Raw genomic sequence first — 14214 nt, forward strand, 5'->3', positions numbered from 1 at the left:
ATTTTTTAATTTACTTTGTTAAAATGCAATAGTATTCTATATAAGTATATTTATAAAGAAAAGCCTGTGAAATAATTTCACAGGCTTTATATATTTTAAAAATATCTTTATTGGATATCCTATAGAAAAACTTGAATTAGTTATTGATAACTCTAAATTCAGTTCTTCTGTTTCTTTGGTGTTGATCAGCAGAACAGTCAACTCCATTAGAACAACGGTTTACTAATCTAGTTTCACCAAATCCTCTTGCAGTTAAACGGCTTCTTGAGATACCTTTAGATACTAAGTAGTTTACAACAGAATTAGCACGTTGTTGTGATAAAGACATGTTGAAATCATCGTTACCTCTAGAATCTGTATGAGACATAATCTCAACATTTACTGGCTTGCTGTTTAATAAAGCTAATAAGTTATCGTCAATGATTTTTTGAGATGCTTGAGTAATACGAGCGCTTCCTGTTTCGTAAAAGATTGGTAAAGCGTTAGCTTCAAATAATCCACAATCAACTTCTTCCCAAGTAGTAATTCCACCTTTTTTAGCTAATACAGTTCTTGTTACAGTTTGAGTTTTAGCAGGAATAGTGTTAGATCTTGTAGTAGCAGAAGTTGCTAATACTTGACGCTTAATTGTAGCATATTGTGCTGGAATTTCAACTTCTTCCATACGAGCTGGAGTTTTAACAACTTGCTTAGTATAAGTACCAGGTACTTCACTTACTGGCGTGTTTGTTACTGTAGCATCTTTAGCTAAAGTAGTGAAAGATACATCTCTGTATTGAGCTGGGTAACCAACAAAACAAGCTACCATACAATCTTCTTTGTTTGGAGAATCACAAGCAGTTTCTTTGTACTCCCATCCTGAAGTTGCAGGGTAAGTTTCAAAAGTTCTTGAGTTAGTTCCAAAAGTAGCAGGAATGATGCTTAAATCACTTCTTCCTTCTTTTTTAGTGTAAGGAACTTCTACTGTTTCGTATACTGCAGGAACGTATACTAATTTTTTCGAAGCTTCTTTAATAAGAACACGATCTTCTACAGTTTTGTATGTAGCAGGTACAATTTCTAAAGTTGTGTAAGATGGGTAAACTTCAATAGTTTCTTGAACATCTTTGAATTCGTCCTTAGTAATACACTTTACATAACATTTTCCCGGTTCTGGGCTTGTTGGTAAGTTTTGAGCTTGAGCAATACCTAAGCCTAATAAAAAAGTTAGGCATAAAAATAAATTTGTTTTCATAAAAATTAAAATTTAGTTAATGGGTTAATTAATCCACATCTGTAAGACACATAATAAATTAATAAGTCACAAAATTAGTGAATAAATTTTTGGTTAACCAAAAAATACGAATTTTCTTTAACAAAATTTTAAGAAAAAATTACAGTCTTATTATTAAAAACCATGACTTTGCGGTCTGCATGTAGCTTTACAGCGTTTGCTAATACTATTTTTTCTAAATCGCGACCCTTAGAAATTAAATCGGAAATGGCATGAGCATGAGTTACTCGTGTTACATCTTGTTCTATAATAGGACCTGCATCCAATTCTTCTGTAACATAATGACTTGTAGCTCCAATAATTTTTACACCTCGCTTGTAGGCGGAATGGTAAGGCTTAGCCCCTACAAAGGCTGGTAAGAACGAATGATGAATATTAATAATTTTGTTTGGATACTTATTTATAAGTTTTCCTGAAACAATTTGCATGTATCTCGCTAATACAATAAAGTCAATATTATGAGCCTCTAAAAGTTCTAACTGTTGGTCTTCGGCTTCAGCTTTAGTAGCCTTAGTTACCGGAATATGGTAAAAAGGAATTTTAAAATTATCGGCAATTGGTTTTAAATCTAAATGATTACTTATTATAAAAGGGATCTCTAAATTAAGTTCTCCAGAATTATAACGCCCTAATAAATCATATAAACAATGATCGTATTTAGAAATAAACAAGGCCATTTTTGGTTTCTTTTCAGAAGAGTAAATTCTCCATTTCATTTCAAAAGTATCGGCTAACTCACTTTTAAAAACGCCTTTAAAATCATTAGTAGAAAAAGATTCAGAAGCAAACTCACTTTCCAAACGCATGAAAAATATATTTTGCTCTCTATCAACATGTTGATCTATATATACAATATTACCGCCTTCTTTAGCTATAAAATTGGTAACCGAAGCAATAATATTAGGTCTGTCCTTACAATGTATTAATATGGTAATCTTATTCATAAATAGTTTTTATTGGCAATAAATTTAGTTTAAAAAATATACAAGCTATAGCAGAGAATTAAAATTTATATTATTTATTGTAAACGATTGGATTTTTTGAATATTTCGTAAATTGCAAGACTATTATTCTATAATCTTTACGAATGAACCAACAAACTATATATAAGCCCAAACATAAAGTTAGAATTGTTACCGCCGCATCTCTTTTTGATGGTCATGATGCTTCAATAAACATTATGCGACGTATTATTCAGGCTACAGGAGTTGAGGTGATTCATTTAGGTCATGATAGAAGTGTTGAAGAGGTTGTAAATACCGCTATTCAAGAAGATGTAAATGCCATTTGCCTTACTTCCTATCAAGGTGGGCACAATGAGTACTTTAAATATATGTTCGATCTGCTAAAAGAAAAAGGAGCAGAGCATATTAAGATTTTTGGCGGCGGCGGTGGTGTTATTTTACCTTCGGAAATTAAAGCATTAATGGAATATGGTATTTCACGAATTTATTCGCCAGACGATGGTCGTGAAATGGGATTACAAGGCATGATTAACGATTTGGTAAAAGCCTCCCTCATTCCCACCAAAGGAGGAAAGCCAGTACCTGATGGAATTGTTTGTAACCAGGATGCCTCATGGTTGATGGATTTAGGTACTGAAAAGGTCTTTGAGAATTTAAGAAATAAGGACGTTAGAACGATTGCAAGGTTAATTTCTTTGGCCGAAAATAATAAAGAAGCATTTAAAGTGCTTTATACAAATAAGAGTGAGAATTCCTCCCTGAAGGGGAGGTTAGGAGGGGCTTCACCTGTATTAGGAATTACAGGAACAGGTGGTGCTGGTAAATCGAGTTTGGTAGATGAGTTGGTAAGACGTTTTTTAATAGATTTCCCTAATAAAACCGTGGGTATTATCTCGGTCGATCCTTCTAAAAGAAAAACAGGAGGTGCATTATTGGGCGATAGAATTAGAATGAACTCCATTAACAATAATAGAGTGTACATGCGAAGTTTGGCTACACGTCAATCTAATTTAGCACTATCTAAACATGTTAATGAAGCTGTTGAAGTTTTAAAAGCTGCCGGATATGATTTAATTATTCTTGAAACTTCTGGAATTGGACAGAGTGATACAGAAATTATTGAACACTCTGATGTGTCTTTATATGTAATGACACCAGAATTTGGTGCCGCTACACAATTAGAAAAAATTGACATGCTTGATTTTGCCGATTTGGTGGCCATAAATAAATTTGATAAAAGAGGCGCACTTGATGCCTTACGCGATGTTAAAAAACAATACATGCGCAACAATAATCTTTGGGATGTGCATCAAGATAATTTACCTGTTTTTGGAACCATAGCGTCTCAATTTAACGACCCAGGTATGAATACGCTTTACAAAGCGGTAATGGATAAGTTGGTTGAAAAAGCAGATGCCGATTTAAAATCCACATTTACCATTTCAAACGAAATGAGCGAAAAGATTTTTGTTATTCCACCATCACGAACGCGTTATTTATCTGAAATAGCCGAAAGTAATAGAGCTTACGATAAAAAGACAGATACGCAAGTAGCAGTGGCTCAAAAATTATACGGTATTTATAAAACCTTAGAATCTGTACTAAATATAAGTGTTACTGAGACAAAGCAAACGCTACTTGATAAACACGGTTTAAATAGTGAAGGTATTCAAAAGCTAATTAAAGAAGATAATAAGGTGTTTGTAAAACTCCTTATTGCTGAATTTGATAGAGTTAAGCTAGATTTAGATCCTTATAACTGGGAGGTTATAACGGGTTGGGACGAGAAAGTAAATAAATATAAAAATCCAATTTATACATTTAAGGTAAGAGATAAAGAAATAAAAATTGAAACACATACCGAATCCTTATCGCACACACAAATACCAAAAGTAGCGTTGCCTAAATACCAAGCTTGGGGCGATATTTTAAGATGGTGTTTACAAGAAAATGTTCCAGGAGAATTTCCTTACACCTCGGGGTTGTATCCCTTTAAAAGAACGGGCGAAGATCCTGCTAGAATGTTTGCTGGCGAAGGCGGTCCAGAGCGTACAAATAAGCGTTTTCATTATGTAAGTGCAGGTTTGCCAGCCAAACGACTATCTACTGCTTTTGATAGTGTTACCCTATACGGTAACGACCCCGATTACCGTCCAGATATTTATGGTAAAATAGGAAATGCCGGTGTATCAATTTGTTGTTTAGACGATGCTAAAAAGTTGTATTCTGGGTTCGATTTAGCCGATGTGATGACATCGGTAAGTATGACCATTAATGGGCCTGCGCCAATGTTGCTTGGCTTTTTTATGAATGCAGCCATAGATCAACAATGCGAAAAATATATTATTGAAAACGGCTTAGAGCAAGAAATTGAAGCTAAAATTGCTAAGATTTATAAAGGCAAAGAGCGACCTAAATACAATGGTAATTTACCAGAAGGGAATAATGGTTTAGGATTAATGCTTTTAGGGGTTACCGGAGACCAGGTATTGCCAGAAACTATTTATTCCGAAATAAAAAGGAACACCATTGCTCAAGTTAGAGGTACCGTGCAAGCCGATATTTTAAAGGAAGACCAAGCACAAAACACCTGTATTTTTTCAACAGAATTTGCGCTGCGTTTAATGGGCGATGTGCAAGAATATTTTATTGAAAATAATGTGCGTAATTTTTATAGCGTGTCTATTTCTGGGTATCACATAGCAGAAGCGGGAGCCAACCCAATTACTCAATTAGCATTAACGTTATCCAATGGTTTTACTTACGTAGAATATTATTTAAGCAGAGGCATGGATATTAATAAGTTTGGTCCTAATCTGTCCTTCTTTTTCTCAAATGGTATCGATCCAGAATATGCGGTTATTGGGCGTGTAGCAAGAAAAATTTGGGCAAAAGCCATGAAGCACAAATATGGGGCTAATGCTAGAGCGCAAATGCTTAAATATCACATTCAAACTTCAGGAAGAAGTTTACATGCTCAAGAAATTGATTTTAACGATATTCGTACCACACTTCAGGCGTTATATGCTATCTACGACAACTGTAATTCATTGCACACCAATGCCTACGATGAGGCAATAACTACGCCAACCGAAGAGTCTGTGCGTCGCGCTATGGCTATTCAGCTTATAATTAATAAAGAATTAGGCTTAGCCAAAAACGAAAATCCTATTCAGGGCTCGTTTATTATTGAAGAATTAACCGATTTAGTTGAAGAAGCTGTGTTGTTGGAGTTCGATAGAATTACCGAACGTGGTGGGGTTTTAGGGGCGATGGAAACCATGTATCAACGCTCAAAAATTCAAGAAGAAAGTTTGTATTATGAAACCTTAAAACATAATGGCAAGTTTCCAATTATAGGTGTAAATACCTTTTTAAGTAGTAAAGGGTCGCCAACGGTTTTACCTGCGGAAGTTATAAGAGCTACCGAAGAAGAGAAAGAGTTTCAAATACAAACCCTTAACAACCTTCATAAGGTAAATAATTCTGAAGATTTATTGAAAGATTTGCAACATAAAGCCATTAATAACGATAATATTTTTGAAGCCTTAATGGAAGTTTGTAAGATGTGTTCTTTAGGGCAAATTACATCAGCATTGTTTGAAGTAGGCGGGCAGTACCGCAGAAATATGTAAGCAGAGAACCACTTTTTGCCCTAGCAAAAAGTGTGTGAATCGCTTATCCCGAGCATAGTCTCGGGATCTTTAAATGAAATATAAGTTTTTTGGAACCACTTTTTGCCCTAGCAAAAAGTGTGTAAATCGCTTATCCCGAGCATAGTCTCGGGATCTTTAAATGAAATATAAGGTTTTTGAAACCACTTTTTGTCTTAGAAAAAAGTGTCTGAATCGCTTATCCCGAGTTTAGCACGTTATCTATTTAAATAAACAGTTTACGCAACCTTTTTGAAAAGTATTCATCTGTAAAGTAAAGGTTAAATTTAATTAGAATGAAAAAATATTTATGTATCGTTTTACTCGTTGTAATTTCTAGTTGCTCATCAGATGATAGTAAGTCAAAAGGTGAAGCTGGACTCGTTGGTAAATGGAAACTTATAGAACAATATGCAGATCCTGGAGATGGCAGTGGAGAATTTCAGCCTCTTTCAAGTAAGCGCGTCATCGAATTTCTTAGTGATGGTACAGTAACAATTAATGGTGTGTTATGTTACATGTCGAATGAAGTAGGCGATGAAGAAACCGGAACCTATAATCTTATTACAGATTCTGATGCACAAAATGATGGTGAAATAATTCCGAATACTTGTAATTCAAAATCAGCAAGAGTATATTTTGATTTGCCAACAAGTGGAAATTTAATTCTTTGGTATCTTTGTATAGAGGGTTGTGGGCAAAAATTCAGTAAAATTTAAAGCTTAATTATAAAGTCTGAATTCATCCATTTTAATGTCTAGCTATAAGCTCAATACTTCAGTTTTAAAAAAAAACTTCAATTATTTTGCATCTTTTTTAGAATGAACTCGTCTATTATATGAACCTATAAATTAGATATCATGAAAAATAAAGATTGTACTTGCAACTGCGAAGGCTGCTCTAAAGGACATTGTAAAAATTGTACCTGCCAGAATTGTACTTGTGCAAATTGCAACTGTTAAGTAAGACTTAAATCCAGTAATAACAACGCTAATTTTAGTAACTTGTAAACTACAATTAGCGTTGTTTTTAATAATTAGTTATGAATACTCAAGATATTTGGACCTTACATGCAAACGATATTAAGTACTTTATTTTAAGTAAAGTAAAGGATACTACTATTGCTGATGATTTGGTGCAGGAAACCTTTATAAAAGTACATACTAAGCTCAATACGTTAAAAGACGACAATAAAATGAAGTCTTGGTTATTTTCTATAGCCAGACATACGGTTTTAGATTATTTTAAAAGTAAAAAGTTGGTTTACGAAACCACCGATGAAGATTTTATTTTTGAAGAACAAAAACTAGAACACTCCGAGGCCGATTGCTTACGTGGTATTATTAAAAGTTTACCTAAAAAGTACAGAGATCCATTATTTTTAAGCGATGTAAAAGGACTTAAGCAACAGGAGGTTTCAGAGCAACTGCAATTGCCACTACCTACTGTAAAGTCTCAAATACAACGTGGCAGAAAACTAATAGCTCAAGGCTTTGTAGACTGCTGCGATTTTGTAATTAATGATGATGGCTTTTTAGTAGGCGAAATTAAAGACAAAGCAGATTGCAAAATGTGTCATTAATTAAGTCTAGAATATAATTACAAAGTGAGTATCCAATTACTTTGTAGCTTTTTAAATTTTTTCAATTCGCTTCTTAAAATTGGTAAAAAATCTTTACCGTTACTGTTAGAACGTTCTAATCTATAAGAGTTTTTGTATAGTTTATTAGTTAATCGTTTAAGAGCAGCAAGATGTCTATGCTTCCTATGCGAGTAACGCTCTCTTTCAGCATTCAAAATTTCAGGAACTAATGAAACGGACTGTTGCACAATATCTCCAGAAAAATAAATATCATTGTCTTCTGAACCATCTGATTTTAAATTAGATAGGTCGTTATTGAGGTACGTAGATATGTTTTGAGATAGTGCGAAAATCTCAAGTGCTTTTTGATAAACCGGTAAATCCGATAGATTTGATGGGGTATTATGTAACATAATCTTTTTCTAATAGCAATTGTATCAAAATTACTCACAAGAAATGACATTTAACTTTACAATTTAAAGTAAAAACGTATATTTGCTTTAGATTTTAATTTATTTGTGTTAATTTTCCTTTAAATGAAATTAGATTCGATTAACAGTAAGATTCTTAGTTGTTTACAGCTAAATGCGCGACTCTCGAACGCCGAAATTGGTAGGCAAGTTGGTATAAGTTCGCCTGCTGTTTCCGAACGCATAAAAAAAATGGAAGATCTTGGAATTATTGAAGATTATAAGGCTATAGTTTCGCCTTACGAAATGGGCTATCAATTTAAAGCCATTATAACATTACGTGCCTTTATGGGAAAATTAAAGCCTTTTTTAGAAAAGGTTAAAACCTACGATGAGGTTATAAATTGTTACCGTATTACTGGAGATGAAAACATTGTTATGGAAGTGGTTTTAAAAAATCAAAAGCATTTAGAATCTTTTATAGATCAACTTATTACTTACGGCGAATCGAAAACCCAAATTGTATTGTCTCGAGTGGTTAAGCAGAAAGGTGTCATTCCTGTAAAATAGTGGTTCGTTAAAACGCCTAGGCATATTTTTTCGATGCTTTATAGTTGCATTTAAATTTTCTATTTCAGCTAAAAAAATCTAAGCCCTAAAGCGTTATAGAATTCTACTGTTGTTTTTCTAAATCTAAAGTTAATATTATAATCTGTTTTAGTTTAAGTACTAAAGGCTTAATGTCTTTTCAATATGCGCTGCTATTTGTTTCGCGTGAATACGACTATTTTCAATAAACCATTTATGGGTTTCCATACCACCACAAATTACACCAGCTAAATAAACGCCCTTAATATTGCTTTCCATGGTTTCTGGATTGTATTCCGGTCGTTTTTTATTATCATCGCTAAGTGAAACTCCTAACTGATTTAAGAGTTCGAAATTTGGTTTGTAGCCCGTAAGCGCCACTACATAATCATTCGGAATTGTTTTTAGACCTTCCGGCGATTTAAAGGTTAATTCATGGGCTTTAATTTCTGTGATTTCAGAGTTAAAATACGCCTTTATACTGCCTTCTTCAATACGGTTTATAATATCTGGTCTCACCCAATATTTTACGCGTTGCCCAATAGCATCGCCACGAACTATCATGGTTACATAACCACCTTTTCTATAAATTTCTAATGCTGCATCTACCGATGAGTTACTGGCACCAACCACCACACTATGTTGCATAGCGTAAGGGTGCGCTTCTTTGTAATAGTGTGTTACTTTTGGTAAATCTTCACCCGGTACATTTAATAGGTTGGGTATATCGTAAAAGCCTGTAGCCAAAATAATTTGCTTTGTGGTGTAACTGGCTTTGTTGGTTAGTACTGTAAAATGTGTTTCTGTCTTTTTTAGGGTTTCAACGGTTTCAAACAAGTTAATATTTACGTGGTTAGAGGTCGCCACGCGCCTGTAATACTCCAAAGCTTCATCTCGGTTTGGCTTGGGGTTATTACTTATAAACGGAATATCGTCGATCTCCAATTTCTCAGAAGTCGAGAAAAACGTCATGTTTTTAGGATAATTAAAAAGTGAGTTGGTAAGTGCGCCTTTTTCAATAATAACATAATTCCAATTTCTTTTTTTACACTCTAAGGCACAAGCAATTCCAATTGGGCCACCACCTATAATTATAACATCTTTCATTTTAATAATTTTACTTTTAAATTTAAATGACTTTTTAAAATTAGCAATAATATAACACAAAAAGCACCAATGGTTGTTACCATGTACCACGTGTTATCAAATCCCCAATCGTTAACCATTTGCATACTAGCTTTATGGCCAAAAATATGCGCCATAGAAAACGCTATGGAATAAAAGGCCATATACTCGCCTTGGTTGCCTTTTTTAGCCCATTCCATAGCAAAGGCGGAAATCTCATTTCATGTATCATAATTTTTACTTTTAAAAGATATTGTTCTGTATTAAGATTAGTTCAATCTAAGACAATTTAAAGTTCAAATTTTTAAATTTATTAAATCACTAAAAATAAAAAGTCCGACTTCGCAGTCGGACTTTTTAATATTGTAATTTTTTATATAAACATCAGTACAATATATAAAGTACAATATATAACTAGCCCAATCACTTGCCTTTAAACAAGAGGTCCATTGCTTTGTATAAATAGTGACGTTATTACGCATTTTAATGTCTTTTATACTTCAAATCTAGGTAAAATAATTTTAACTTGCATTTTATAATCGTAAATTTTTAAAAATGAAACGAATACGTTTAGTTCTCTTATTAAGCATTCTGCTAGTATCTTGTGGAAGTAGTTTTCGAAGCTTTTATAATAATCATAAGGCCGATATGGGAGCAACATCCTTTCAAGTACCTAATTTTATGAAGGCTGTTTTAGGTAACATATCGCCCGAGGTAAAAAACGCCATTGGCAATATTTCAGATTTTAAATACATAAAGTTTCAAAACACAAACGCGCTAAAACGCAATACGTTAATCGATGAAATGAATGCCGTAACAAATAGCGGCTATATCGATATCTTTAGGCAAAACGAAGTCGATAATACCCGAATTATTTCTGTAGTAGAATTAGGCGCTGTAGTCACTCAAGCTATTATTTTTAATAGCACTCCAACCGAAACTACAGCCTATTATTTACAGGGCAATTTCGATCCCGAAAAAATTAAGTCATTTTCAGATCCCGAAACCTTTAATGCCTTTTCAACCGATTTATTACAATCCTATAACACCAATCTTAACCCATCATTTAACCCCATAAACTAATGCTTAAATCCAAAGGAAGTAACCCAACAGAAAGCTTAAAATTATTTGGGCGCCTGCCTGCTGGCAGGCAGGTTAGCCACAAGGGGCGGGCTTTACGCTACAAGTCCTTGTGCCTCCTACGTGGGGCTGTGGGTTTTCTGCTGCAATCCCTAACGCGGGTATTTCAGCCATTTATAAGTAAAGGTCAATGGTTGGCATTACTAGCTTTGTTTGTAGTTTTTACAAGTTGCGCTCAAGATAAACGCCCAATACAAGGCGAAACCGAATTTCAAAAAGAATTAAATGCAGAGTATAAAGATGCCAGTAAATCACCCTTAAAAGATAAGGATAGAAAAAACTTTAAAGGCTTAGATTTTTTTAAGGTCGATTCCTCCTATGTAGTAACAGCTACATTAACAAGAACGCCAGACAGTAAATGGTTTAACATGAAAACCACAACAAGTAGAGTATCTAAAGAGCGTGTTTATGGCATTTTAAGCTTTCAGTTAAAAGGAAAAGCATACCAACTAGAAATTTATCAGGGCAAAGATTTAATGGTAAAAGAAGGCTTCGAAGACTATTTGTTTTTACCTTTTTTAGATGAAACTAACGGGCTAGAAAGTTATGGCGGCGGCCGTTATTTAGATACTAGAATACCAGAAGGCAACACCATGCAAATCGATTTTAATAAAGCTTATAACCCTTACTGTGCTTATAACGATAAGTATTCTTGCCCTATAGTGCCAAGAAAAAATTATTTAAAAACTAGGGTAGAAGCAGGGGTTAAGGTGTTTAATAAGGATTAAATATACTGTGAATTTTGGATGGTTCGTTTAACGGTTACGTATAAGAATAGCTGGGGTTTTGTGTGCGAGGATTTTCCGCAGGAAAATCAGAAGTAACAAAATTGCAACTACCTTTGTTTTAGCAAAACACCAGCAATTTTTTATATACGTGTTGTGTGTTGGTTTTATTTGATTCCACCGAATGCTCCAAAGCACATATTCTTATGTAAAATCTCTGTTTTTTTAAAACCTATCTTTTTCATTAATTCTAACTGATAAGTCATTGACCTAGGTGAATCTTCTTTTTCTACATAATCTAGAACTTTATTTCTGTATTCCTTTCCGTCTATACTTTCTAGATAATCTCCATAGCGTTCCCAAGTATATTCAGTAACAGTATTAGTTTCTTGAGTTATTAAGTCTGAAATCATTAAACATCCCCCTGGTTTAAGTAAATTATATAGTTTATTAAAAGTAGTTTCCCAGTCGTTGTCATCTCGTAGATGGTGCAATACTGCTCCAGCTAATATAATGTCAAAACTTTTTTCTTTTAACTCTACTTCACGAATATCTCCTTGGATAGTTTCTACTTTGTTGTTTGTTTTGGCAGAGACTCTTTCCTTTGCTTTATCTAACATAGGTTTACTCAAATCAACCAAAGTACAATTTAAGTTAGCTATTTTAGTTAACATTTTTAAACTATAATTCCCTGCTCCACAACCTATATCTAATAAGTTTTTAGCATTAGGCATAATTCTTTTAGAAGTTTCGGTTAAAAGTTCAAGAGATATTTTTGCATCAATTGTAGCTACTTGACCAGTATCTAGATTTGAAAATCTTTCGACATCATTATCAAAACGTTCTTTTATTTCTTTTACTGTTGATTTTATCATTGTTTATTTTTTTATTCAAAACCTCCTGAAACACCTATTTTTTGCCCCGTAATCCAAGAAGAATCATTAGAAGCTAAAAAGATAGCTAATTCTGAGATGTCCTTAGGTTGTCCAATTCTCCCCAATGCTGTGTTTGCGACTACAAAATTTTCTATCTCTGTTCCGGCAATTTGATTTCCTTCTGTTTGAGTTGGACCAGGTAAAATTGAATTTACGCGAATGTTTTTTGCTCCTAATTCTTTTGATAGTGTTTGAGTAATAGAATCTACAGCACTTTTACTAGCAGAATAAACTACAGACATAGGTGTGGGTTTAACACTTGCAATAGAGCTAATATTTATAATGCTGGCACCATCTTTATTGAAAATTTTTAAAGCCTCTTGAATACAAATTATTGTACTTAAAACATTGTTGCTAAATTGATGGTAAAATTCTTTTTCGGTAACAACCTCTATGGGGGCAAAATTATATACCCCAGCATTATTTATTAGTATATCAAGATTTCCAAATGCTTTATTGGATTGCTCAAATAGATTTTTTACATCTTCCGATTTTGTGATGTTGGCTTTTATGGCTATTGCTGTACCTCCGTTTTTTGTAATTGTTTTTACAACAGGTTCTGCTCCGTTATGGTCTGAAAAATAATTAACGATAACTTTTGCCCCTTCTTTTGCTATCGCTTTTGCTATTTCAGCTCCAATACCTTTTGAAGCACCTGTAACTATTGCTGTTTTATCTTTTAATTTGTTCATTATCTAACTTTATTAATTTGGAATAAAACTAGAGTAATAAAAAAACAAAAAGTTTGCTCTATGACAAAAAATTACCTTTTTGCTCTTATTCTACTAAGCGTGTATTGAGTGATACCTAAAAAAGACGCAATTTGATTTTGAGGAATACGTTGAATAATTGATGGGTGTCGTTGTAATAACTTATTATATTTTGTTAGTGCGTCATCTACAAACATTTCACTTTTTAGGTTATATTTTTCAAGTAATGCTTGTTCTTTAATTAAACTTATTATTTTAGAAAAATTAACAATTTTATCTTCAAATAATTTAAATGAGTTGTCTGTTATTGTTAGTACAGAACACCTTGTTAAAGCCTTAATATATTCTTTTGATGGTGTTTTATTGGTAAAACTGTCTATATCTACAGCAAAATGTCCTTCTGTAGTAAAATATTGTATAAATTCATCGTCGTTAGAGTTTGTTCTTACAACTTTAAACACACCATCTAATACGAAACCCAATTTTCGGCAAATTTCACCTCGTTTAGAGTAAATTTCACCTTTATTAATAGTTTCTAAATTAATATTATTTTCAATTAAATTTTGTTCTTCTAATGAAATAGGTAAAACAGAGTTTAATTTTGTTATTAATTTATTCATTTTTGGTTTTTCAGTGTTTTTGAGCACTAATACACAACGTTTTTACGGATATGAAATCGTTTTAATGTCTTATTTCCGACGTTAAACGAAGTTAGTTGATATTTTTTACAAAGTCAAGTGCTTATTTAACCAAATACATCCCTGCAAATACCGCCAAAAAACCAATAACAAAACTGGCAATAGTGTATAAAGCAAAACTTGTAAAATCTCCAGATTTTAAAAACACATGGTTTTCGTAAGCAAAGGTAGAAAAGGTTGTAAAGCCACCGCAAAACCCTGTGGCTAGTAATAGCGTATGGCTTTGAGATAGGGTGTTGTTTTTTGCAGCTAAACCTAAAATAATGCCAATTAATAAGCTTCCTAAAATGTTGGCAGCAAAAGTACCATAAGGTATTCCCGTTTCGGGGTTGTTAAGGTATTTGCCAATAATATAACGTAAACTGCTACCAAAACCACCACCTAAAAAAACCAATAAAATGTTTTTCATA

15 protein-coding genes are annotated in these 14214 nt (G+C 33.3%); 6 read left to right on the top strand and 9 right to left on the bottom strand.

Translation table 11 applies throughout. The features are described from left to right. Nucleotides 1-136: 136 nt before the first annotated feature. Together BMY96_RS10120 and purU are read right to left on the bottom strand one after the other, a co-directional pair. On the bottom strand, nt 137-1234 hold the full coding sequence (locus tag BMY96_RS10120; protein WP_092851789.1) for an OmpA family protein: 1098 nt from the start codon (nt 1232-1234) through the stop codon (nt 137-139). A 128-nt stretch (nt 1235-1362) separates the two neighbouring features. Continuing rightward, nucleotides 1363-2217: a formyltetrahydrofolate deformylase gene (purU, locus tag BMY96_RS10125; RefSeq protein ID WP_092851790.1), complete on the bottom strand. Its 855-nt coding sequence runs from the start codon at nt 2215-2217 to the stop codon at nt 1363-1365. A gap of 143 nt (nt 2218-2360) precedes the next feature. On the opposite strand from purU, the gene BMY96_RS10130 reads away from it, so the two are divergent. The 3 genes from BMY96_RS10130 to BMY96_RS10140 all read left to right on the top strand — a co-directional run bounded on the left by BMY96_RS10130 (nt 2361) and on the right by BMY96_RS10140 (nt 7473). Then, nucleotides 2361-5873 carry a methylmalonyl-CoA mutase family protein gene (locus BMY96_RS10130; protein ID WP_092851792.1) on the top strand — a complete coding sequence of 1171 codons (3513 nt, stop codon included), beginning with the start codon at nt 2361-2363 and terminating at the stop codon, nt 5871-5873. Between the two features lie 314 nt (nt 5874-6187). Next, entirely contained in the window at nt 6188-6610 is a 423-nt protein-coding gene (locus tag BMY96_RS10135; protein ID WP_092851794.1) for a hypothetical protein, read from the top strand. 323 nt (nt 6611-6933) lie between these two features. After that, the gene (locus BMY96_RS10140; protein ID WP_092851795.1) at nt 6934-7473 is read left to right on the top strand and encodes a sigma-70 family RNA polymerase sigma factor; all 540 of its coding nucleotides are present in this window, start codon (nt 6934-6936) and stop codon (nt 7471-7473) included. Nucleotides 7474-7490: 17 nt separating this feature from the next. Here BMY96_RS10140 and BMY96_RS10145 read toward each other — a convergent pair whose 3' ends face one another. After that, the gene (locus tag BMY96_RS10145; RefSeq protein ID WP_092851796.1) at nt 7491-7886 is read right to left on the bottom strand and encodes a hypothetical protein; all 396 of its coding nucleotides are present in this window, start codon (nt 7884-7886) and stop codon (nt 7491-7493) included. A 123-nt stretch (nt 7887-8009) separates the two neighbouring features. Here BMY96_RS10145 and BMY96_RS10150 point away from each other — a divergent pair, with 123 nt between their 5' ends. Then, nucleotides 8010-8453, top strand: a complete 444-nt coding sequence (locus BMY96_RS10150; RefSeq protein WP_092851797.1) for an Lrp/AsnC family transcriptional regulator — start codon at nt 8010-8012, stop codon at nt 8451-8453. 159 nt (nt 8454-8612) lie between these two features. Here BMY96_RS10150 and BMY96_RS10155 read toward each other — a convergent pair whose 3' ends face one another. Both BMY96_RS10155 and BMY96_RS10160 read right to left on the bottom strand, forming a co-directional pair. Continuing rightward, nucleotides 8613-9578 carry a YpdA family putative bacillithiol disulfide reductase gene (locus BMY96_RS10155; RefSeq protein WP_092851799.1) on the bottom strand — a complete coding sequence of 322 codons (966 nt, stop codon included), beginning with the start codon at nt 9576-9578 and terminating at the stop codon, nt 8613-8615. Then, nucleotides 9575-9796, bottom strand: coding sequence for a hypothetical protein (locus BMY96_RS10160; protein ID WP_175473554.1), 222 nt, complete (start codon nt 9794-9796; stop codon nt 9575-9577). The genes BMY96_RS10155 and BMY96_RS10160 overlap by 4 nt, the downstream gene beginning before the upstream one ends. A gap of 355 nt (nt 9797-10151) precedes the next feature. Here BMY96_RS10160 and BMY96_RS10165 point away from each other — a divergent pair, with 355 nt between their 5' ends. Together BMY96_RS10165 and BMY96_RS10170 are read left to right on the top strand one after the other, a co-directional pair. Then, the gene (locus BMY96_RS10165) at nt 10152-10679 is read left to right on the top strand and encodes a DUF4252 domain-containing protein (RefSeq protein ID WP_092851800.1); all 528 of its coding nucleotides are present in this window, start codon (nt 10152-10154) and stop codon (nt 10677-10679) included. A gap of 206 nt (nt 10680-10885) precedes the next feature. Continuing rightward, nucleotides 10886-11464 carry a DUF1684 domain-containing protein gene (locus tag BMY96_RS10170; protein WP_245750608.1) on the top strand — a complete coding sequence of 193 codons (579 nt, stop codon included), beginning with the start codon at nt 10886-10888 and terminating at the stop codon, nt 11462-11464. Nucleotides 11465-11628: 164 nt separating this feature from the next. On the opposite strand, the gene BMY96_RS10175 is transcribed toward BMY96_RS10170, so the two are convergent. The 4 genes from BMY96_RS10175 to crcB form a co-directional block, all read right to left on the bottom strand. Then, nucleotides 11629-12336: a class I SAM-dependent methyltransferase gene (locus tag BMY96_RS10175; RefSeq protein ID WP_092851802.1), complete on the bottom strand. Its 708-nt coding sequence runs from the start codon at nt 12334-12336 to the stop codon at nt 11629-11631. A gap of 11 nt (nt 12337-12347) precedes the next feature. Beyond that, on the bottom strand, nt 12348-13088 hold the full coding sequence (locus BMY96_RS10180) for an SDR family NAD(P)-dependent oxidoreductase (protein WP_092851803.1): 741 nt from the start codon (nt 13086-13088) through the stop codon (nt 12348-12350). 71 nt (nt 13089-13159) lie between these two features. Continuing rightward, nucleotides 13160-13726 (bottom strand): Crp/Fnr family transcriptional regulator, encoded by a 567-nt coding sequence (locus tag BMY96_RS10185; RefSeq protein WP_092851805.1) that lies wholly within the window; start codon nt 13724-13726, stop codon nt 13160-13162. Nucleotides 13727-13847: 121 nt separating this feature from the next. After that, nucleotides 13848-14213, bottom strand: coding sequence for a fluoride efflux transporter CrcB (gene crcB / locus BMY96_RS10190; protein WP_092851807.1), 366 nt, complete (start codon nt 14211-14213; stop codon nt 13848-13850). Nucleotide 14214: the final 1 nt, after the last annotated feature.

Origin of the sequence: Algibacter pectinivorans (genome assembly GCF_900112595.1) — a bacterium.
In the GTDB taxonomy this organism is placed as follows: Bacteria; Bacteroidota; Bacteroidia; order Flavobacteriales; family Flavobacteriaceae; genus Algibacter_B; species Algibacter_B pectinivorans.

Coding starts and splice junctions, on each gene's coding strand:
- BMY96_RS10140 (WP_092851795.1), top strand. CDS start 6,934: ATGAATACTCAAGATATTTGGACCTTACATGCAAACGATATTAAGTAC.
- BMY96_RS10135 (WP_092851794.1), top strand. CDS start 6,188: ATGAAAAAATATTTATGTATCGTTTTACTCGTTGTAATTTCTAGTTGC.
- purU (WP_092851790.1), bottom strand. CDS start 2,217: ATGAATAAGATTACCATATTAATACATTGTAAGGACAGACCTAATATT.
- BMY96_RS10155 (WP_092851799.1), bottom strand. CDS start 9,578: ATGAAAGATGTTATAATTATAGGTGGTGGCCCAATTGGAATTGCTTGT.
- BMY96_RS10175 (WP_092851802.1), bottom strand. CDS start 12,336: ATGATAAAATCAACAGTAAAAGAAATAAAAGAACGTTTTGATAATGAT.
- BMY96_RS10130 (WP_092851792.1), top strand. CDS start 2,361: ATGAACCAACAAACTATATATAAGCCCAAACATAAAGTTAGAATTGTT.
- BMY96_RS10180 (WP_092851803.1), bottom strand. CDS start 13,088: ATGAACAAATTAAAAGATAAAACAGCAATAGTTACAGGTGCTTCAAAA.
- BMY96_RS10185 (WP_092851805.1), bottom strand. CDS start 13,726: ATGAATAAATTAATAACAAAATTAAACTCTGTTTTACCTATTTCATTA.
- BMY96_RS10165 (WP_092851800.1), top strand. CDS start 10,152: ATGAAACGAATACGTTTAGTTCTCTTATTAAGCATTCTGCTAGTATCT.
- BMY96_RS10120 (WP_092851789.1), bottom strand. CDS start 1,234: ATGAAAACAAATTTATTTTTATGCCTAACTTTTTTATTAGGCTTAGGT.
- BMY96_RS10160 (WP_175473554.1), bottom strand. CDS start 9,796: ATGGAATGGGCTAAAAAAGGCAACCAAGGCGAGTATATGGCCTTTTAT.
- crcB (WP_092851807.1), bottom strand. CDS start 14,213: ATGAAAAACATTTTATTGGTTTTTTTAGGTGGTGGTTTTGGTAGCAGT.
- BMY96_RS10150 (WP_092851797.1), top strand. CDS start 8,010: ATGAAATTAGATTCGATTAACAGTAAGATTCTTAGTTGTTTACAGCTA.
- BMY96_RS10145 (WP_092851796.1), bottom strand. CDS start 7,886: ATGTTACATAATACCCCATCAAATCTATCGGATTTACCGGTTTATCAA.